General features: G+C 62.9%; 19 protein-coding genes and 1 riboswitch. Of the genes, 9 read left to right on the plus strand and 10 right to left on the minus strand.

What is annotated here, in order from left to right:
• Positions 1-7: 7 nt before the first annotated feature.
• Positions 8-1,537, plus strand: coding sequence for an FGGY-family carbohydrate kinase (locus tag AB4Z25_RS17565; RefSeq protein WP_442208709.1), 1,530 nt, complete (start codon positions 8-10; stop codon positions 1,535-1,537).
• Between the two features lie 45 nt (positions 1,538-1,582).
• On the plus strand, positions 1,583-3,328 hold the full coding sequence (locus AB4Z25_RS17570) for a glycerol-3-phosphate dehydrogenase/oxidase (protein WP_442208710.1): 1,746 nt from the start codon (positions 1,583-1,585) through the stop codon (positions 3,326-3,328).
• Between the two features lie 35 nt (positions 3,329-3,363).
• Here the strand turns inward: AB4Z25_RS17570 and AB4Z25_RS17575 are convergent, their stop codons facing one another.
• The 5 genes from AB4Z25_RS17575 to AB4Z25_RS17595 form a co-directional block, all read right to left on the minus strand.
• A complete protein-coding gene (locus AB4Z25_RS17575) occupies positions 3,364-3,840 on the minus strand; it encodes a 6,7-dimethyl-8-ribityllumazine synthase (RefSeq protein WP_442208711.1) in 477 nt (158 codons plus the stop codon).
• A gap of 112 nt (positions 3,841-3,952) precedes the next feature.
• Positions 3,953-4,096, minus strand: a riboswitch (FMN riboswitch).
• 62 nt (positions 4,097-4,158) lie between these two features.
• On the minus strand, positions 4,159-5,523 hold the full coding sequence (locus AB4Z25_RS17580; protein ID WP_442208712.1) for an FAD-containing oxidoreductase: 1,365 nt from the start codon (positions 5,521-5,523) through the stop codon (positions 4,159-4,161).
• A complete protein-coding gene (locus tag AB4Z25_RS17585) occupies positions 5,520-5,981 on the minus strand; it encodes a DUF4126 family protein (RefSeq protein WP_442208713.1) in 462 nt (153 codons plus the stop codon). Before AB4Z25_RS17585 ends, AB4Z25_RS17580 begins: the two co-directional genes overlap by 4 nt.
• Positions 5,982-6,068: 87 nt before the next feature.
• Positions 6,069-7,331 carry a flavin monoamine oxidase family protein gene (locus AB4Z25_RS17590; protein WP_442208786.1) on the minus strand — a complete coding sequence of 421 codons (1,263 nt, stop codon included), beginning with the start codon at positions 7,329-7,331 and terminating at the stop codon, positions 6,069-6,071.
• Positions 7,332-7,412: 81 nt separating this feature from the next.
• On the minus strand, positions 7,413-8,351 hold the full coding sequence (locus tag AB4Z25_RS17595) for a LysR family transcriptional regulator (protein WP_442208714.1): 939 nt from the start codon (positions 8,349-8,351) through the stop codon (positions 7,413-7,415).
• Positions 8,352-8,602: 251 nt separating this feature from the next.
• Here AB4Z25_RS17595 and AB4Z25_RS17600 point away from each other — a divergent pair, with 251 nt between their 5' ends.
• The 7 genes from AB4Z25_RS17600 to mmsB all read left to right on the plus strand — a co-directional run bounded on the left by AB4Z25_RS17600 (position 8,603) and on the right by mmsB (position 15,901).
• The gene (locus AB4Z25_RS17600) at positions 8,603-9,814 is read left to right on the plus strand and encodes an ABC transporter substrate-binding protein (protein ID WP_442208716.1); all 1,212 of its coding nucleotides are present in this window, start codon (positions 8,603-8,605) and stop codon (positions 9,812-9,814) included.
• 3 nt (positions 9,815-9,817) lie between these two features.
• Positions 9,818-10,600: an ABC transporter ATP-binding protein gene (locus tag AB4Z25_RS17605; RefSeq protein WP_112596792.1), complete on the plus strand. Its 783-nt coding sequence runs from the start codon at positions 9,818-9,820 to the stop codon at positions 10,598-10,600.
• Complete coding sequence (locus AB4Z25_RS17610; protein ID WP_442208718.1) at positions 10,600-11,301, plus strand: ABC transporter ATP-binding protein; 702 nt, start codon at positions 10,600-10,602, stop codon at positions 11,299-11,301. The genes AB4Z25_RS17605 and AB4Z25_RS17610 overlap by 1 nt, the downstream gene beginning before the upstream one ends.
• A 218-nt stretch (positions 11,302-11,519) precedes the next feature.
• Positions 11,520-12,407: a branched-chain amino acid ABC transporter permease gene (locus tag AB4Z25_RS17615; RefSeq protein ID WP_112596789.1), complete on the plus strand. Its 888-nt coding sequence runs from the start codon at positions 11,520-11,522 to the stop codon at positions 12,405-12,407.
• A 1-nt stretch (position 12,408) separates the two neighbouring features.
• Positions 12,409-13,398, plus strand: a complete 990-nt coding sequence (locus AB4Z25_RS17620) for a branched-chain amino acid ABC transporter permease (RefSeq protein WP_442208719.1) — start codon at positions 12,409-12,411, stop codon at positions 13,396-13,398.
• A 16-nt stretch (positions 13,399-13,414) separates the two neighbouring features.
• Complete coding sequence (locus tag AB4Z25_RS17625; protein WP_442208787.1) at positions 13,415-15,010, plus strand: GMC family oxidoreductase; 1,596 nt, start codon at positions 13,415-13,417, stop codon at positions 15,008-15,010.
• Between the two features lie 9 nt (positions 15,011-15,019).
• Positions 15,020-15,901: a 3-hydroxyisobutyrate dehydrogenase gene (gene mmsB / locus AB4Z25_RS17630; RefSeq protein ID WP_442208721.1), complete on the plus strand. Its 882-nt coding sequence runs from the start codon at positions 15,020-15,022 to the stop codon at positions 15,899-15,901.
• Here the strand turns inward: mmsB and AB4Z25_RS17635 are convergent, their stop codons facing one another.
• The 5 genes from AB4Z25_RS17635 to AB4Z25_RS17655 all read right to left on the minus strand — a co-directional run bounded on the left by AB4Z25_RS17635 (position 15,902) and on the right by AB4Z25_RS17655 (position 20,429).
• Positions 15,902-16,660 (minus strand): fumarylacetoacetate hydrolase family protein, encoded by a 759-nt coding sequence (locus tag AB4Z25_RS17635; RefSeq protein WP_442208722.1) that lies wholly within the window; start codon positions 16,658-16,660, stop codon positions 15,902-15,904. It lies immediately after the preceding gene.
• A gap of 79 nt (positions 16,661-16,739) precedes the next feature.
• Positions 16,740-18,107, minus strand: coding sequence for an FGGY-family carbohydrate kinase (locus AB4Z25_RS17640; RefSeq protein WP_442208723.1), 1,368 nt, complete (start codon positions 18,105-18,107; stop codon positions 16,740-16,742).
• Positions 18,104-18,424, minus strand: a complete 321-nt coding sequence (gene rhaM, locus AB4Z25_RS17645; protein WP_442208724.1) for an L-rhamnose mutarotase — start codon at positions 18,422-18,424, stop codon at positions 18,104-18,106. Before rhaM ends, AB4Z25_RS17640 begins: the two co-directional genes overlap by 4 nt.
• The gene (locus AB4Z25_RS17650) at positions 18,421-19,431 is read right to left on the minus strand and encodes an ABC transporter permease (protein ID WP_442208725.1); all 1,011 of its coding nucleotides are present in this window, start codon (positions 19,429-19,431) and stop codon (positions 18,421-18,423) included. The genes rhaM and AB4Z25_RS17650 overlap by 4 nt, the downstream gene beginning before the upstream one ends.
• Complete coding sequence (locus AB4Z25_RS17655; RefSeq protein ID WP_112388442.1) at positions 19,428-20,429, minus strand: ABC transporter permease; 1,002 nt, start codon at positions 20,427-20,429, stop codon at positions 19,428-19,430. The genes AB4Z25_RS17650 and AB4Z25_RS17655 overlap by 4 nt, the downstream gene beginning before the upstream one ends.
• Positions 20,430-20,435: the final 6 nt, after the last annotated feature.

Genomic DNA, 20,435 nt, shown 5'->3' on the forward strand with positions numbered 1-20,435 from the left:
AAGGCGAATGCCGAGTCTGCTCGGGATCGATAGTGGCCTGACGGTCACCAAGGCCGTCATTTTCGACATTGACGGCACGCCGCTCGCAGTCAGCAGGCGCCGCGTCACGCAGTTCATTCCCAAGGCGCGCCATATCGAGCGCGACATGGGCGAATTGTGGAGCGCGACGGCCGATGCTATCCGCGAGGCGATCGCGCTCAGCAAGCGCCCCGCAAGCGATATCCAGGGTATAGCCGCCACCGCGCATGGCGACGGCATCTATCTGCTCGACGGGGATCAGCAGCCGCTCGGCCGCGCCATCCTGTCGCTCGACAGCCGGGCAGGGCCGATCGTCAACGAATGGACCGACGGCGATGTCGCCCAGTGCGCCATCGAACTGACCGGCCAGATCCCGCATGTCTCCGCACCCTCGGCGCTGCTCGCCTGGATCCGCGAAATGGAGCCCGAGCGCTACAAGCGCATCGGCCATTTCATCAGCTGCAAGGACTGGCTGCGCTTTTGCCTGACAGGGATCATCGGCACCGATCGCACCGAGGCCAGCACCTCCTTCACCGATGTCAGGACACAGGATTACAGCCAGGATGCGCTGCGGCTCTTCGGTCTACAGAAGCTCGTTCACGCCCTGCCGCCGGCGTCCCGTTCCGATCAGATCGTCGGCCGGGTGACGCGCGAGGCCGCAAATCTGACCGGGCTTGCCGAAGGCACGCCCGTCATGGCAGGTCTGCATGATGTCACCGCCTCGGCGCTCGGCGCCGGGGGATACGGCAAGGGTGTCGTCGCCATCATCGCCGGCACATATTCGATCAACGAAACACTATCATCCGAACCGCGCGTCGACAGGCGCTGGTTCTGCCGTAACGGCATTGCACCCGGCATCTGGAACAGCATGTCGATCTCTCCGGCCTCGACGGCAAATTACGACTGGTTTCTCGACAAGCTCTGTGCCGCCGAGCGGTTGGAGGCCAAGACGAACGGCCGCTCCGTTCACGCGTTACTTGGCCCGGAGATCGATGCGGCATTCAAGCGGCCCTCGACTGCGCTGTTCCATCCCTATCTCTTCGGCTCGCCCTATGGCGCGGAGGCTAGTGCCGGGTTCTTCGGGCTCGGCGGTTGGCACGATCGCGGCGACATGTTGCGGGCCGTGCTTGAGGGTATTGCCTTCAACCACCGCATCCATGTCGATGCGCTCCGCGACGGATTCTCGTTCGACCGGGCTCGTCTGGCGGGCGGCATCTCGCGCAATCCTGCCGTCGTGCAGATGTTTGCCGATATTCTCGGCATGCCGGTTACCGTTACCGAAACGGATGAAGCCGCGGCCTGGGGCGCGGCGCTCTGCGCCGGATCGGGCGCCGGGATCTATGCCGATCCGCAAAGCGATCCGCGCGATACCGCAAGCATAGAGAAGACCTGCCAGCCGGACCCGGCGCGCAGTGCCGACTACGAGAAGCGTTACCAAGTGTTTCGCGAAATCGCCGATGCCATGACACCGCTCTGGCCGAAGATTGCGGCGCTGGCGCCCGATCAGGCTGCAAACTGAAATGAATGATGCCTGCCGCGGCGGGCGATTTAGGACGATGACATCATGACAGCCGATCTGCAGCAGCGCTTCTCCGATCTCGGCGAGGGCGACATCGACGTTCTCATCATCGGCGCGGGCATCAACGGCGCCGGGCTGTTTCGCGATCTCTCGGTGCAGGGCGTCAACTGCCTGATCGTCGACAAGGCGGATTTCGGTTCGGGCACGAGTGCAGCACCTTCACGGCTCATCCATGGCGGGCTGAAATATCTGGAGACCGGCGAATTCGGCCTCGTCGCGCAGTCGACGCTGGAGCGCAATCTTCTGCTCAAGAACGCGCCGCATTGCGTCGAGCCGCTGCCGACCTTCATCCCGGTCTTTTCCTGGACGCGCGGCATCTGGGCGGCGATCCGCACACTCTTCGGCTCCAAGACGGCACCGCGCAGCCGCGGTGCGGTGCTGATCAAGATCGGCCTGCGGCTCTACGACTTCTTCGGCTCGCGCGATCGGGTGATGCCGAAACACCGGCTGATCCTGAAGAAGCAGGCCCGCAAGGAAATGCCGCATGTGACCCCAGCGATCGTCGCCGGCGGCATCTATTATGACGCAAAGATCAGCCGGCCTGAGCGGCTGGTCTATGAACTCGTGCGCGATGGCCTCGATGCCAATCCGAAAAGTCTGGCTGCCAATTTCACCACGATGGAAACGGTCTCAGGCGGATCGCTGACATTCCGGCAGGCCGATGGCCGCGAGTTCGCGGTGAAGCCGAAGCTCGTCGTCAACGCCGCCGGTCCCTGGATCGATCATGTCAACGCTGCACTCGGCGCCCCCTCCAATATGATCGGCGGCACCAAGGGCTCGCATATCCTGCTCGATCATCCCGAACTGGTACGCAGCTTGAACGGCCACATGATCTATTTCGAGGCCGACGATGGCCGCATCTGCCTAGTCTACAGCTACCTCGGCCTGGCGCTGGTCGGCTCGACCGACATTCCGGCCGATAATCCCGATGACGTTCGCTGCGAAGAGCCGGAGACCGACTATTTCCTCGAGAGCGTCCGTTCGCTGCTGCCGACGCTGCGCTTTGACCGCAATCAGATCGTCTATAGCTATAGCGGCATCCGCCCGCTCCCGGCATCGGATGCGACGGCACCGGGCCTCATCAGCCGCGACCATTCCGCACCGGTGAAGGAACCCGAAGGCAACCGCCCGTTCGCGATCGTCTCGCTGGTCGGCGGCAAATGGACGACGTTCCGGGGCTTCGCCGAGGAGGTCGCCGATACCGTTCTCTCCCGCCTGCTGCGGAACCGCAATGAATCGACCCGCTACCTTGCAATCGGCGGCGGTAAGGGCTTTCCCGCCGATGGCGAGAAGCGCGGTCACTGGATCAAGGATCTGGCAGCGAAGGGCGGCGTGACGATCGAGCGCGCCGATGAATTGCTGGGCCGGTACGGCACGACGGCCGCGGCGATCCTCGCATCCGCTTCGGTACATTCCGACGATACGAGACTGACCGGCGCGCCGCAGCACAGCTTCAAGGAAATCGACTGGATCACCCGCAACGAACTCGTCGTTCATCTCGCCGATATCGTGCTACGCCGCACGACGCTGGCAGTCGAGGGGCGCCTGACGATCGAGGGATTGCAGGAAATTGCCACCATCGCCGCGGTTGCGCTCGGCTGGGACGCGGCGCGTGTCGAAAGCGAAATCGTCGACGTCACCGATCAGCTGAGCCGTTTCCACGGCCAGGTGCTGACAAGCACTGCACCGGCTGCGGAACGCGGCAAGGCGCACCGTTTTACGGCGAAGTGATCAATGCGCCGGGGTGATTTCCCGGCGCATTGCCATCAGAGTGCGGCGACGGCGAGATTGCTGCGGGCCTCAAGGATCGCCCGGCAGGCATTGGCCGCTTCCTGACCCTTGATGACGAAGTGGTTCATGAAGAACTCGATATGCGCTTCGCTTTCCTGGAAGTGGTGCGGCGTCAGCACCGCCGACAGCACCGGCACATTGGTATCGAGCTGGACGCGCATCATGCCGTCGAGAACGGTTCCGGCAACGAAGTCGTGCCGATAGATGCCGCCGTCGACGACGAAGGCGCAGCCGAGGATCGCCGCATACTTGCCGGTCCGGGCCAGTGTCTGCGCATGGAGCGGGATTTCAAGCGCGCCCGGCACGTCGAAGATGTCGACCTCCGCCGCGTTGGTGCTCTGCGCCTTCCATGTCGAGATAAAGGAATTCACGCATTGATCGACGATACCGGCGTGCCAGCGGGCACGCACGATGGCGATCCGGTGACCCTGCGGTTTGGTTGCGATTGTCATGTCTCTGCCTTTCAAGGGTGCCATCTCTGGCTGTTGCTTCGAGCCGCCGTGGCGGCCCAATTCTCCCTTGGGCGAACAGCATCAGTCACCTCTCCCTGGAGAGGTTCTGCCTGCATGCTCTCTTCCATCCGGACTATACCGTCGGCTCCGGCATCTCACCGGATCTGCTGACCTTCCATTGCTGGAAGCGCTCGCGGGCTCCGGGGATAACCCCGATACCGCCGGTGGGGAATTGCACCCCGCCCTGAGAACGGGGCGAGGTAAATCCAAAATCGGAAAGAATGCAAGTCCGGAAACCGCGTCAGATGGCCTGTCTGATCAAACCGGCTTGAGATCGCCGATGATGGTCGGAATGAGTTCGGAGACCGTCGGATGGATCGGCACCGACCATTGCAGCACCGGATAGCGGGTTCCGGCATTTATAGCATCGATGATCCCGTGGATCGCTTCGTCGCCTTCGATCCCCAGGAAGGCGGCGCCGAGGATTTCCTTGGTCTCCGCATCGGCGACGATCTTCATGAAGCCCTTAGTCTCGCCACGTTCGTTGGCGCGGCCGACCCGGCTCATCGGCCGTTTCGAGACCAGCACCTTGCGGCCCGAGGCGCGGGCCTGTTTCTCGGTGATCCCGGCGCGGCCGAGCGGCGGGTCGATATAGAGCGCGTAGGCCGGAATGCGGCTGGAGACCTTGCGGTCGCCGCCATCGAGCAGGTTGGCGGCGGCGATCTCGAAATCGTTGTAGGATGTATGCGTGAAGGCGCCATGGCCATTGCAGTCGCCGAGCGAATAGATGCCCTCGACATTGGTCATCAGCCGGTCATCGACGGTGATAAAGCCGCGCTTGTCTGTGGCGACGCCAGCCACTTCGAGGCCGAGATCGCCGGTATTCGGCGTGCGGCCGGTGGCGACCAGCACATGGCTGGCCTGGATATCCGGCTTGCCGGAAATCGAGACAGCGACACCGTCAGCCTCGTTGGCGAAAGCGATGTTCTCCGCGCCGGTGTGAACCGTGATGCCGTCGGAAACGATGATCTCTTCGATCGCATCCGAAACATCCTCGTCTTCGCGGGACGCGAGCTTAGGGCCGCGCTCGATAACGGTCACCTCGGCGCCGAAGCGGCGGTACATCTGTGCGAATTCAAGGCCGATATAGCTTCCGCCGATCACCACGAGATGGCGGGGCAGGGTGTCGAGCTGAATGATCGAGGTGCTGGTGAGATAATCGATATCGGCAAGGCCTGGAAAGTCCGGGATAGTCGGGCGGGCGCCGACATTCAGGAAGATCAGCGGCGCGGTCAGCGTCTCGCCGTTCACCTCGACGGTTTTCTGGCCGGTGAATTTCGCATGACCATAGATGACCTCCATGGTCTTCATGCCCGAGAACCAGCCGATCAGGCCGTTGCGGGCGTTCATGGTCACCGTCTCGGCGCGCTTGCGCACCGTGTTCATGTCGATATCGATGGCGCCGGAAATCCTGACGCCGTAGTCGCCGCCGGTCCGGGCCACATGCGCGGCGCGGGCACTGGCGACCAGCGTTTTTGTTGGCATGCAGCCGGCATTGACGCAGGTGCCGCCGAGATATTTGCGCTCGATCAACGCCACCTTCATGCCCTTCTCAGCCATGCGGGCAGCGAGAAAGGGGCCGGCCTGACCAGCCCCGATGAAGATGGCGTCGTAAGTCTTCATGCGACGGCCGATACGATCAGGAGCGCGCCGACGATGGCGATTGCGTCCTCGATGAGGGCGGCGGGCGTATCCTTGCCGAAGGCGGCAGCAAGCTTGCCGCGGACGGCTGCACCGCCGAGCGTTCCAACGACCGCGCCGACGATACCAGCAATCAGGCCGCCCACCAGCGAGCCACCGGATGCGCCGATCGTGGCGCCGGTCAAAGCGCCCATGATGATGCGGGCGCCGAACTGCATCGGCACCTTGCGGCTTGGCGTGGTCGGCAGCTGGTCGGTGATCAGCTCAACGGCGGCCAGCACCGTGAAGATCCACGGCGTCCACTTGTAGCCCATGAACGCGAGCGGCGTCTGCGATACGTCGAACCAGCCGAGGGCTGCGCCCCATGCGACGGCGGCCGGTGCGGTCATGGCCCGAAGGCCGGCAATGATACCGATCAAAAATGCAAGAAATAGAAGCATGCGAGGGGTCCCCTTCCTCTGCGAATGCCGAAACGGCACGGCCAGCGTGGCATAAAGCTCTACCGGTTGCAATTGGGGGATACGGCTCTACCGGCCGAGCGCCTGCAGCGCTTCTTCGGCGGCCCGAAGCCCGCTTTCATAGGCGCCGTGCGCGGTCGAAAAATCGGTGCGGTTGGTCGCTTCGCCGGCGAAGAAGATGCGGTTGTCGAACGGCCGTGCTAAGGCCTGCCGCGCCGCAGCGTGGCCGGGCAAGGCATGGCTGTAGCCGCCGCGGATCGAGGGGGTGTTGGTCCAATCGGACGCGGCAAGCGGGCGAAGTTCCCTGTGAATGCCGGAGCCGAACAGCGCCGAAAGCTCCTCCATCGCACGCGGGAAAGCCGCTTCCGGGTTTTCGGCCACGGCGCGGGCGCCTCTTCCGCCGAGGAAGACCTCAATGACGGGCTTGCCGAAGGGGCGGATATAGTAGCTTGCCGTTTTGGGATCGCGCGGATTGCCGATCACATGGCTTTCGTCATCGAAACTGTGACCGTCGGTGATTTCGAAATAGAGCTTTTCGTTGTTGCCGAGCGGCAGCTGCAATGCGGCCTCGCGCCACGGGTCGAGCGAGGAGGGCATGGCGATGGCATCGCTGGCGAGCACATTGGTGGAAACGGTGATGACCAGTGCTCGCGGCCTGATGGTCCCGCGCTCCGTCCGCACCGTCAAACGGCTGCCCTCGAGGGAGATCGACTGGATCGGCGTTGCCGGATGCAGCTCCACCGACGCCGGCATCGTGGCGGCGACAAGCGCGCCATAGCCGGTCTCGAGACGCCAGTTGTTCTCCGTCGAGGCCTCGTCATAGGCGGCATAATCCTCCGCCGAGATGCGCTCCAACTCGTCGCCGCTGATATAGCCGCTCAGCGCCTGCATATAGGCAAGCCAGGGCTCGCCGGGCTCCACAGCGTCGATGGCACAGTCGCTTGGCGGAGGTGCCTCGGCAACTCGCTCGGCCCAGCGGCCAAAGGCAGCGCGGGCGGCGTCGCGCTCGGCTCTGGGAAAGCCGAAATCGCGATCCTGCCGGTGCCAGGCGCTCGGTCTGCTATCGACCGGGATACCGGCCTCTTCGGCAATCCGCGTCCAGGGATTGCGGTCGGCCGAATGCAGCCAGCCGCAGCCGAGATCGATCGCGGCAACAGGCGTGTTCAGTGTCCAGGCGCGGCCGCCGATCCGGGGCAGGGCTTCGAAGACCGAAACGGAAAGGCCGCTCTTTGCAAGCCTTCTTGCTGCGCCGACGCCTGCGGCGCCCGCTCCGATGATGGCAATATCCGGTTCTGAATTCATGGGGCAAATGGACTCGAAAAGACGGCGCATCATGGACCCAGCCTCAGGCCGCACGCAAGCCGCTTCGCGGCCCCGCCGGTACGCCAGGTTTTCGCAGGGCTGCCGAGGCGCTCAGCCGCCCCTGCGGGCGGCCGGCGTTGCGAAGGGCGGAATGAAGCGTGCATCCGGCCAGGTAACGGCGTCGCGCAAAAAACCGATGACGGCACGCACGCGCGGAGCCTGCTTCTGGTCCTGGTGGCAGGTGATCCAGTAGCTGCGGTTCAGATCCACCTCATCAGGCAGTACGCGTTCGAGCTCGGGATAGCGGCTGGCGAAGAAATAGGGGAGCACGCAGAGCCCAAGCCCGTTTCGCGTCGCCGTCAGCTGCGCGAAGATGCTGGAGCTCTGGAATTGCGGCTTGATGCGCGGATGAACGTCACCGAGGTAATCCAGCCCCGGCGCAAAGATCATCTCCTCGATATAGCTGATGAACGGATGCGACAGCAGATCCTCGCGGCTGACGACCGGGGGGTTGGCGGCCAGATAGTCTCGCGAGCCATAGACCTGCAGATGATAGTCCGTGAGTTTCTCGGCATAATAGGGTCCGCCCTTCGGCTCGTCGAGCACGACGCTGATATCCGCCTCCTTGCGCGACAGCGACATGATCTGCTGGATCGTCACCAGCTCCAGCGACAGATGCGGATGACGCTCGGCAAATTGCGGCAGCACCGTCGCAAAGAAGAAATTCGCAAACCCTTCCGGGGCACTCAGCCGCACCACGCCGCGCTGCGCCATGGCACCTGTCGCAAGATCGGCCCGCAGCCGCTCCGTCTCCTGCTCCATCTTCTCGGCCGTATCAACGAAGCGGTTGCCCATCGCCGTCAGCACATAGCCGCGCGGATTGCGCTCGAAGAGTTTGACCTTCAGCGCGAATTCCAGCCGGTCGATCCGCCGTGATACGGTGGTATGACTGCTCCGGAGCTGCCGCGCCGCAGTCGACAGCTGCCCGGTTCTGGCCACGGCTAGAAAAAACTGCAGATCGTCCCAAGTAAACTGCGAGGAGTTGGTCATCGAAGGTCCGTGCTTATCTTAGTCTTTGGTCTAATGCAGCTTCGCGTGATGCGCAGCAGAGAGGCCGGAAATGGCGGTTTCGGTACGGTTCTGTGCAAAAATGAACAGATACTGTTTGGAATTAATTGTAAACGTCTGGTTGCCTCACGGTGGAAATTCCGTGATCGTGGGCGTTGAGTGGCTGCCTTGAGGAGGGTGGCTCATCAAATTTGAACAGATCGCGATCTGCCAATCTCTGGGAGGAGAGACTTATGCGAAAGAGCTTCATTGCGTCACTTGCATTTCTTCTGGCAAGCAGCACGGCCGTTTTCGCCCAAAGCGGGGCGGTATCCGACGGCAAGGTCAAGATCGGCATTCTGAACGATCAGTCCGGCGTTTATGCCGATTTCGGCGGCAAGTCTTCGGTCGAGGCCGCCAAGATGGCGGTCGAGGATTTCGGCGGCAAGGTGCTCGATATGCCCATCGAGATCGTCGATGCCGACCACCAGAACAAGCCCGACGTGGCCTCCAATATTGCCCGCCAGTGGTATGACACCGAGCAGGTGGACGCGATCATGGAGCTCACGACCTCCTCGGTGGCGCTCGCCGTCCAGGCCGTCGCCAAGGAAAAGAAGAAGATCGATATCGTCACCGGTGCGGCGACCACTGACCTGACCGGCAAGGCCTGCAGCCCCTACGGCTTCCATTGGGCCTATGACACCCATGCACTGGCGGTCGGCACCGGTGGCGCGCTCGTCAAGCAGGGCGGCGACAGCTGGTTCTTCCTGACCGCCGACTATGCCTTCGGCTATTCGCTTGAGCAGCAGACCGGCGACTTCGTCAAGGCCAATGGCGGCACGATCGTCGGCTCCGTGCGTCATCCGCTGTCCAGTCAGGACTTCTCGTCCTTCCTGCTGCAGGCGCAGTCTTCGGGCGCCAAGGTCATCGGCCTGGCGAACGCCGGCCTCGACACCGCGAATGCCATCAAGCAGGCGGCCGAATTCGGCATCGTCCAGGGCGGCCAGCGTTTGGCCGCGCTGCTCTTCACGCTCGCCGAAGTTCATGGTCTCGGCCTCGAAGCGGCGCAGGGTCTGACGCTGACAGAAGGCTTCTATTGGAACCGCGACGATGAAAGCCGTGCGTTCGGCAAAAAGTTTTTCGACCGCACCGGCAAGATGCCGAACATGATTCATACAGGCACCTATTCCGCCGTGCTTCAATATCTGAAAGCCGTCCAGAAGGCCGGCACGGACGAGACGGAAGCGGTGGCCAAGCAGCTGCATGAAATGCCCGTCGACGACGTCTTCGGCCGCGGCGGGACTGTCGGCGCCAACGGCCGGATGATCCACGATATGTATCTCCTGCAGGTCAAGAAGCCTGACGAGAGCAAGGAGGCGTGGGACTATTACAATGTTCTCGCCACAATCCCCGGCAAGGACGCCTATATCGATCCCGCCAAGAGCGGCTGCGATCTGGTGAAGTGATCGATGGCGGTTTCCGCACCAGTCAATGATACGAAGCCGCGGGTGGTGCTTTCCGCCCGCGGCCTTCGCCGGGATTTCGGCGGCTTCACCGCGGTGAAGAACGTCGATCTCGATGTACACGATGCCAGCGTCCATGCGCTGATCGGCCCGAACGGGGCGGGCAAGACGACGGTCTTCAACCTGCTCACCAAGTTCCTGCAGCCGACGGCGGGCACGATCATGCTGATGGGTACCGATATCACCAAGACGCCGCCGGACCGGGTCGCCCGCATGGGCCTCGTCCGCTCCTTCCAGATTTCGGCGGTCTTTCCGCACCTCACCGTGCTCGACAATGTCCGTGTGGCGCTGCAGCGGCCCAACAACCTCTCGACGCAGTTCTGGCGGCCGCTTTCTGCGCTCGACCAGCTGACGGCGCGCGCCGAGCAACTGCTCGCCAGCGTTGGCCTATCCAAGGAGCGCGATGCGCTGGCCGCCGATCTTTCCTATGGCCGCAAGCGGGTGCTGGAGATCGCCACGACACTGGCGCTCGATCCCAAGGTATTGCTGCTCGACGAGCCGATGGCCGGCATGGGGCAGGAGGATGTCAGCGTCGTTTCCGCCATCATCCGCGACGTCGCCCGCGATCGCGCGGTGCTGATGGTCGAACACAATCTCTCTGTCGTCGCCAATATCTGCCAGCAGGTGACCGTGCTCCAGCGCGGCGAAATTCTCGCTGAGGGCGATTACGCCACCGTCAGCCAGGACCCGCGTGTCCGCCAGGCCTATATGGGCGCGGAGGAGGGCTGATGGCGGCATTGCTGGAAATTCAAGGGCTGAATGCCTGGTACGGCGAAAGCCACATCCTGCACGGCATCGACATGACCGTCGGCGAGGGCGAGACGATCACCATCCTCGGCCGCAACGGCGTCGGCAAGACGACGACACTGCGCACCATCACCGGCATCGTGCGGGCGCGGAAGGGCAGGATCAGCTTTGCCGGAACCGACATGATGCAGGTGCCGCTGCACAAGACGGCGCATAAGGGCATCGGCTTCGTGCCCGAAGAGCGCGGCATCTTCTCGACGCTGACAGTTTCGGAAAACCTGCTGCTGCCGCCAGTCGTGGCGCCGGGCGGCATGACCGTCGATGAAATCTACGAACTCTTCCCGAACCTCTACGAGCGGCGCGCCAGCTCCGGTACCAAGCTTTCCGGCGGCGAGCAGCAGATGCTGGCGATCGCCCGCGTATTGCGCACCGGCGTCAAGATGCTGCTGCTCGATGAGCCGACGGAAGGGCTTGCTCCCGTTATCGTCCAGCGCATCGGCGAAGTGCTGAAGACGCTGAAGAAGCGCGGCATGACGATCCTGCTTGTGGAGCAGAATTTCCGCTTCGCCAGCCGCATTGCCGACCGGTTCTATCTGATGGATCATGGACAGGTGGTGTCTGAATTCCCGGTCGGCGAGCTGCCGCAGCGGATGGATACGCTGCACAAGGTTTTGGGGGTTTAGGGGATGGTTGTGAACCTGAATGAGACCTCCATATCCGCCACCAATACCTCCCTCATTCCTGTGCTTGTCACTGGGATCCAGCAGCGCCGCGTCTTCGGCGCGGAGGACTCTTTTCACGCGAAAGACTTCGCGTGGCTGGATTCCTGTGACAAGCACAGGAATGAGGGATGCGGAGAGGGTGCCGTGACGCCTTTCGCCTACCTCGAGGGGGCGAGCCCATGACCATGATCTTCGGCATCCCCGTCCAGGCGCTTCTCGGCCAGCTCTTGATCGGCCTGATCAACGGCTCCTTCTACGCCCTGCTGAGCCTCGGCCTCGCGATCATCTTCGGCTTGCTGCGCGTCATCAACTTCGCCCACGGCGCGCAATATATGCTCGGCGCCTTCGTCGCCTATCTGATGCTGGCCTATGGCGGCATCGGCTATTGGCCGGCGCTGATCCTGGCACCCGTGGTCGTCGGTCTGTTCGGCGCGGTGGTCGAGCGGCTGTTCCTGCGGCGGCTTTATGATCTCGATCCGCTCTATGGCCTGCTCTTCACCTTCGGCATGGCGCTGGCGATCGAGGGGACGTTCCGCTATCTCTACGGCTCCTCCGGCCAGCCCTATGCGACGCCCGCAGCACTCGCCGGCGGCACCAATCTCGGCTTCATGTTCCTGCCGATCTATCGCGGCTGGGTGGTCATCGTCTCGCTGGTCGTCTGCATCGGCACATGGCTGCTGATCGAGAAGACCAAGCTCGGCGCCTATCTGCGCGCCGCGACCGAGAACACCACGCTGGTGCAGGTTTTCGGCGTCAACGTTCCGCTGCTGCTGACGCTGACCTACGCATTGGGAGCTGGACTTGCCGCTTTCGCCGGGGTGCTGGCCGCGCCGATCTATCAGGTCTCGCCACTGATGGGCTCGAACATCATCATCGTCGTCTTCGCCGTCGTGGTCGTCGGCGGCATGGGCTCGATCATGGGTGCCATCATCACCGGCTATGTGCTCGGTATCGCCGAAGGCCTGACGAAGGTTTTCTATCCTGAGGCGTCGAACATCGTGATTTTCGTGATCATGGCGATCGTGCTTCTCATCAGGCCCGCGGGCCTCTTCGGCCGGGATGCGTGACATGACAGAAATCACCGAAACCATCCGCCCAGAAAAGAGCCGTACCGCGCTGTCGGTCCAGGCGGCGTTTCTCGTCATCGGCCTGCTGCTGCTGGTGCTCGCGCCGTTCTTTTTCTACCCGATCTTCCTGATGAAGCTGCTCTGCTTCGCGCTCTTTGCCTGCGCCTTCAATCTGCTGCTCGGCTATACCGGGCTGCTGTCATTCGGCCATGCGACCTTCTTCGGTGGCGCCGCCTATTTCACCGCCTATACCGTGAAGTCCTGGGGCTTCCCGCCCGAACTCGGCATCCTGACCGGTGTCGCCGGCGCGGCGCTTCTCGGGCTGGTGATGGGCTATCTGGCGATCCGGCGGCAGGGGATCTATTTCGCGATGGTGACGCTGGCGCTATCGCAGATGTTCTTCTTCTTCTGCCTGCAGGCGAAGTTCACCGAGGGTGAGGACGGCATCCAGTCCGTTCCGCGCGGCCATCTCTTCGGCTTCATCGACCTGAACGATTCCACCAACATGTATTTCTTCGTCCTGTCGGTGTTCCTGATCGGCATGCTGCTGATCTGGCGCTTCATCAATTCGCCTTTTGGCATGATCCTGAAGTCGATCCGCGAAAACGAGCAGCGCGCCATCTCGCTCGGCTATTCCGTCGCCCGCTACAAGCTCGGCGCCTTCGTCATGTCGGCAGCACTTGCCGGGCTCGCGGGCGCCGTCAAATCGCTGGTCTTCCAGTTCGCGACGCTGACCGATGTTGCCTGGCAGATGTCGGGCGAGGTGATCCTGATGACGCTGCTCGGCGGCATCGGTACGCTGATCGGGCCAATCTTCGGCGCCGGGCTGGTCGTGACGCTGCAAAACTACCTGGCGACCTCGGAATTTCCGGTGACGATCATCACTGGCGTCGTCTTCATGGTCTGCGTGCTGATCTTCCGCCGTGGTATCGTCGGTGAATTCTATGCATCGCGGATCGGCCGCATGCTGGGCTTTGTCTATCGCCGCTGAGCGGCCGGTGCTGAAGATGGATCGCTACGACTATATCATCATCGGCGCAGGCAGCGCAGGCTGCGTGCTGGCCAACAGGCTGTCCGAAGACCGCAACAACCGGGTGCTTCTGCTGGAAGCCGGTGGCAGCGACAACTACCACTGGATCCACATTCCTGTCGGTTATCTCTATTGCATCAACAACCCGCGCACCGACTGGTGCTTCACGACAGCGCCAGAGGATGGCCTGAACGGCCGTGCGCTGAATTACCCCCGCGGAAAAGTGCTCGGCGGCTGCTCGTCGATCAATGGCATGATCTATATGCGCGGCCAGGCCCGCGATTACGATCTGTGGCGGCAGATGGGCTGCACCGGCTGGAGCTGGGACGACATTCTGCCGTTCTTCCGCAAGTCCGAGGATCACTATCGCGGCAAGGACGAGATGCATGGCGCCGGCGGCGAATGGCGGGTCGAGAAGGCGCGCGTCAAATGGGCGGTGCTTGACGCCTTCCAGCAGGCGGCGAAGGAAGCGGGCATCCCCGTCACCGAGGATTTCAACCGCGGCACCAACGAGGGCTCCGGGTATTTTGACGTCAACCAGCGCTCCGGCATTCGCTGGAACGCCACCAAGGCTTTTCTCCGCCCGGCGATGAAGCGCGGCAATCTCAAGGTTCTGACCAAGGCGCAGGTGCGGCGGCTGCTGGTCGAGGAAGGCACTGTCACCGGCGTCGAGTTTCAGCATGGCGGCGTCGCCAAGCGTGCCTATGCGTCGAAGGAGACGGTCCTTTCGGCCGGATCGATCGGCTCGCCGCATATTCTGGAGCTTTCGGGCATCGGCCGCGGGGACGTGTTGCAGAATGCCGGGATCGATGTCGTCAGGGAGGTTAGGGGCGTCGGCGAGGACCTGCAGGACCATCTGCAGCTGCGCCTCGCCTACAAGGTGACGGGCGTTCCAACGCTGAACGAGAAGGCGACGAAGCTGATCGGCAAGGCGGCGATCGGGCTGGAATATCTGCTGCGCCGCTCGGGACCGATGGCGATGGCGCCGAGCCAGCTTGGCATCTTCACCCGCTCGGGCCCGGACAAGGAAACGCCCGATCTGCAATATCACGTGCAACCCGTGTCGCTCGACAAGTTCGGCGACCCCGTGCATGCCTTCCCGGCGATAACAGCGAGCGTCTGCAATCTGAGGCCTGAGAGCCGCGGCTCGGTGCATGTCGCGAGCCCGGATTTTGCCGCGCAGCCCATCATTGCGCCGCGATACCTCTCGACGGAACGCGATCGCGACATAGCTGTCAGATCGATAAAGCTGACACGGCGGATCGTCGCCCAGCCGTCCTTCGCCCGTTTCAATCCCGAGGAGTTCAAGCCCGGTCCTGCCTATCGAAATGATGAGGAGCTGGCGCGGGCCGCAGGCGATATCGGCACGACGATCTTCCATCCCGTCGGCACCTGCAGGATGGGCGGCGATCGGGACAGCGTCGTCGATCCGCGGCTGAGGTTTAGGGCGCTCGCCAGGCTCCGGATCGCGGATGCCTCGGTCATGCCGTCGATCACCTCGGGTAACACCAATTCGCCTGTCATCATGATTGCCGAAAAGGCAGCCAGCATGATCCTCGAAGACAACAGATAGGAGACGTCAATGGCACGGATCGCGTTTATCGGCCTCGGCAACATGGGTGGTCCGATGGCCGCCAATCTGGTGAAGGCGGGCCATGAGGTGACCGGGTTCGATCTCGCTTCGACGGTGTTGAAGGCGGCGGAGGAGAGCGGTGTGAAAGCTGCCAGTCATGCGAGCCAGGCGGTCAAGGGTGCCGAGATCATCCTCACCATGCTGCCGCAGGGCAAGCATGTCCTGACGGCGTGGGCCGATATCCTGCAATCTGCCGAGAAGGGCGCGCTCGTCATCGACTGCTCGACCATCGATGTCGAGAGTTCACGCAAGGCGCATGAGCTGGCGCGTGGCGCCGGTTGCCTGTCGCTCGACGCGCCGGTCTCTGGCGGGACGGGCGGGGCGACGGCGGGAACGCTGACCTTCATGGCAGGCGGATCGGACGAGAGCTTTGCGAAGGCGAAGCCGATCCTCGAGGCGATGGGCAAGAAGATCGTCCACTGCGGCGAGGCGGGGGCCGGTCAGGCGGCGAAGATCTGCAACAACATGATCCTCGGCATTTCGATGATCGGTGTCTGTGAAGCCTTCGTGCTCGCGGAGAAGCTTGGTCTCGAACATCAGGCGCTGTTCGACGTCGCCTCGACATCGTCGGGCCAGTGCTGGTCGATCAACAGCTATTGCCCGGTGCCAGGGCCGGTTCCCGCGTCGCCCGCCAACAACGACTACAAGCCGGGCTTTGCGGCAGCATTGATGCTGAAAGATCTGCGGCTGTCGCAGGAGGCGGCGCTCGCCAGCGGCGCCTCGACACCGCTGGGTGCCGAAGCTGCACAGCTCTACGCTCTGTTCGAGAAGCTCGGCAACGGCGGAAAGGACTTTTCCGCCATCATTGAGATGTTTCGCAACAGGGAGTGATTACCGCACCAGCGCCAGCTGCATCCTCGCATCGCCGAGCGTCACATCGAGTTCGCCGGCTGTTGCGACTTCGATCGCGCCGCAGAGCGAGCCCGTGGTGATCACTGCGCCTGCGCGCAGCGAGCTGTCCGGGCGGAATGTGTCATTGGCATAATCGACCAGCCAGGTGAGAACATCGACCTTCACATGCTTGGCGGCCGCATCATAGATCGGCTGGCCGTTGAACATCACCTTGAGCGGCGTGCCGGTGCAGGTGTCGAGGATCGATCGCGGCATCACCGGGCCGAGCACGTAGCCGAGATTGGCAAGGCGGTCGGCGAGGAACAGCAGCGGGGAAATCTTGCTGCCTTCGGCAACGGCCGTCCAGGACATCTCGACACCGAGATAGGCGTCCGCAATGGCATCGGCGACTTCGGCGCGCGTGTACTTGCCGCTGGAGCGGATCGGCAGATCCTTGCCGAGGCGCACGGCGATCTCAGCTTCGAACTTCGTGCCGGCGACCCAGGGCAGCTTCGCGCCGGAGACGGCTTCGAAATAGGGATGCAGCGGGGCAGTGACCGGCTGATTGTCCGCCGGCATCGAGACCTTCCAGGCGTTGCTGCGAATGCCTTCTTCAGCCGAAAGGAAGTTCTGCGCGTCCATGGCCTGGCGGTGGTCGCCGGGCAACGGGAATTCCGCGGTGGAAGCCTGCTTGCCCGCGTGGCGAAGGCCCGCAAGCTTGGCCGCGAGGGCGCGCGGATCGAAGGTCGAATCTGTCATGGTTTATCCTCCACCTGATGTGTGCGCGCAAACTAGCCGCTCGGGTTAGATGGGGTAAAGGGCGGGCTTGGAAAGACTGTTATTCCGTCAGCGCATACCAGGCGGCGCGATAGGCGTCCAAACCGTCAACAGCAAAGGGCTCGAAGCGTGTTTCCTGTGTTGCCGCCGGCTTGACGCCGGTGAGAAGCGAGGCGCCCTGGCTGGTGCCGGTCGAGCCGGGAAGGGCGATCACTGTCCGCTGCGTCAGCGCTGCGAGGAGGATAAGATAGGTGCTGTTCGCGGCAAACGGTCCTTCGACGATCACTGGCCCCTTGGCGCCGATCAGGCCGAGGCAGGCCTCGCTCATCAGCGCCAGATAGAGGCAGGCGGCGGTATAGCGTTCAGCCTTGCTGGCATCGCCGGCGTTCAGCCACTGCTTTTCGCGTCCGGGGAAGGGGCCGGAGCCCGGCGCGACGTTCGGCAGTAGCATGATCTTGCGGGCGATCACGGCAGGCAGCGCTGCAAGCGCCTCGTTCGCAGGCACGGTGCCGATCTCGGCGGAGAGGGTTTCGAACTCCCGGCCGCCCATGAAGCGCGAGGAGGGGACGGCGCGGCCATAGGCATCGACATTGGCGAGCACATCGCGCCGGGGGTCGAGATGTTCGAGATCGCCGCCGACGCCGAAATTGATCACCCAGGTGCCGGTCGAGACGACGGCGAAGGGGGCTTCCCGCGAAACCAGATGCGGCAACAGGGATGCATTGGAATCGTGAATGCCACAATAGACGGGCACGGAGGCGCCAATCTCCGCGGCTATCTCCGGCCGGACCGGGCCGAGCGCGTCGAAGGCGGAGCGGATCGGCGCCATTAGGCTGCGGATACCGAGCGTATCGACCAGAGAGGAGTATTCACCGTTCCCAGGGTTCCAGAGGTCGGTGTGGCAGCCGAGCGATGTCGCCTCGTTGGCGGCAACACCGGTCAGCCGCGCGGCCCAATATTGCGGATAGGTGACGATAGCAGCGACCTTGGCGAACTCGTCAGGGAAGGCTGTCTGCTGGTAGTGCAGCTGGGCACCGATATTCAGTCCCATGGTCTGGCGCGGCGAGTAGGTCTCGGTGAAGGGCGGGCGGAGTGCCGTGTAGGCGTCGCGGATGGCCTGCGGGTACTCGTGCTCGTAATCCAGCACAGGCATGGCCAGCTTGCCGCTGGCGTCGAGCAACGCGGCCGAAGCGCCATGCGTGGTGATCGAGATCGCGTCGAACCCTGGCGCCTTGGCGAAGCGCTGGAAGGCATCGAGCATAAAGGACCAGAGGGCCTCGATGTCATAATGCGGATAGAGGCCGTCCTTCAGGACGGTGTTCGCCATCCTGGCGACGGCGATTTCCTCGCCGGTCGCCGCGTCGAGAACGACGACCTTGGCGTTGGTCTTGCCGATATCGAGAACGGCGATGCGGCTGTAGTCGGTCATGGCATATGGAAGACGGTGACGAGGTCGCTCTGGACGGGGGAATTGTCAGGATTGGTTTCCATGATATCGCCCATATGCGCCCACCACTTTTTCATGACGGGATGTTCGGGAAGGCTCGCCATCGTGTGATCCACCGGGCGCGTCAGCACGCCGAACAGCACATTCGTCTCGCGGTCGAGATGGATCGAATAATCGCTGGCGCCTGATTTGTGCAGGAGATCAACGAGTTCCGGCCAGATCTCGTCATGGCGCTTGCGGTATTCCGCTTCCATGCCCGGATTGAGCTTCATCTTGAAGGCGTGCTTTTCGTGGGTCATTTCGAGCTCATGGCTTTGATGCGGCGGGCGACGATCGGGATGGCGATGGTGATGATCAACAGCAGGCCGATGAAGATCGACATCACAATGCCGGGCACGTTGAGAAGGCCGAGTCCGAAAGTCACGAGCCCCATGACGAAGGCGGCGATGACGACGCCGCCGATCGTGCCGGAGCCGCCGAGGATCGACACGCCGCCGAGCACGACCATGGTCACCACTTCGAGTTCCCAGCCCTGCGCGATCGACGGACGGGTGGAGCCGAGACGCGAGGTCAGGCAGACGGCGGCAATGCCGCTCATCACGCCGGTCAGCATGAAGAGGATGAATTTGACGCGCTCGACCGGAATGCCGGAGAAGCGGGCGGCGAAATCGTTGTTGCCGATCGTATAGACCTGACGGCCGAAATTCGTGGCGTGCAGCAGGATGGCAAAGAGGATGGCCAGCACGATGAAGAGCACGAATTCGAAGGAGAAGACCCAGAAGACATAGCCCTGGCCGAAATAGGCGAAATCGGCCGGGTATTTGCCATAGGCCTGGTCGCCGAGCACGATATAGGAAATGCCGCGGAAGAGGCTCATCGTGCCGATGGTGACGACGATCGATGGCAGTTTCAGCGCCGAGACGAGGAAGCCGTTGAAGAGGCCGCAAAGAAGTCCCGTGCCGATGCCGATGGCAACGAGACCAGGCGTTCCGACGCCCGCCTGGGCTGCGGCGCCCATGGCCGTCGAGGCAAGCGCGATGATGGCAGCCACAGACAGATCGATCTCACCGGCGATGACCAGCAGCGCCATGGCGAAGGCGATCATCGCCTTTTCGGTGAAATTGAAGGTGGCGTCCGAGAGGTTCCAGGCATCGAGAAAATAGGGCGAGGCCAGGGAATTGAAGATGAAGATCAGCACCGCGACGCCGAACAGCAGCACTTCCCAGCTCGACATGATGCGGCGGAACGGCGTGCCCAGACGATCGGGAATGACGCGTTTTTCAGGTGCGGCGGAAACGGTGCTCATGCTGCCACCTCGATTGGCGTTTCGGCTGCGGCCTTGTCACGAAGGATGATGCGGCCGCGGTTGCGCTCGCGTCTGGCGTTGAAGACGACGGCGAGGATGATGACGGTCCCTGATATCGCCATCTGCGTGAAGGGCGAGATGCCGATGACGGGCAGGGCGTTCTTGATGACACCGAGGAAAAGCGCGCCAAGCACCGTGCCGACCACCGATCCGACGCCGCCGGCAATCGAGATGCCACCGATGACGCAGGCCGCGACGCTGTCGAGCTCGAAGCCGTTGGCGATATCGACATAGGCGACAGCATAACGCGACACCCAGAGATAGCTGGCAAGACCGGCCAGCGCACCGGACAGCACGAAAGCCAGGAACTTCGTCCAGCCGGTGTCGATACCGGCATAGACGGCCGCCGTCGGATTGCCGCCGGTCGCATAGGCGGAGCGGCCGAACTGGGTGTATTTCAGGACGACATACATGATCAGCACGATGACGATCCCGACCCAGCCGAGAACCGGAAGCCCGAGGATCGGCGTGCGCGGAACGGAGAGGAAGGTCGGCGTCATCTGGTGGGCGTTGACCCAAGCACCGCCCGAGAGAACGAAGGCCATGCCGCGATAGATGGTGAGCGTGCCCAAGGTGACGACGATCGGCGGTATCTCCAGTGCCCAGACCAAGAAACCGTTGATGGCGCCAAGGCAGGCGCCGATGGCGATGGCGGCAATGATCAGCACGGCCAGCGGCAGATCGGGATAGGCGGCATTCATCATCGCGATCGCCATGCCGGTAAAGGCCAGATTGGCGGCGACCGACAGGTCGATCGACTTCGTCAGGATCACCGTCATCTGCGCCAGCGCCAAGATGATCAGGATCGAGGTGTCGTTGAAGATACCGGCGAGATTGTCGGGCGTTGCGAAATCGGCGGCACGCGTCGAGAAGACGCCGATCATCACGACGATGATGAGGAAAAGCAGGGTTTCACGTTTTCTGATCAGTCTTGCCATGCTTTT

This window comes from Rhizobium sp. RAF36, assembly GCF_052114105.1.
In the GTDB taxonomy this organism is placed as follows: Bacteria; Pseudomonadota; Alphaproteobacteria; order Rhizobiales; family Rhizobiaceae; genus Rhizobium.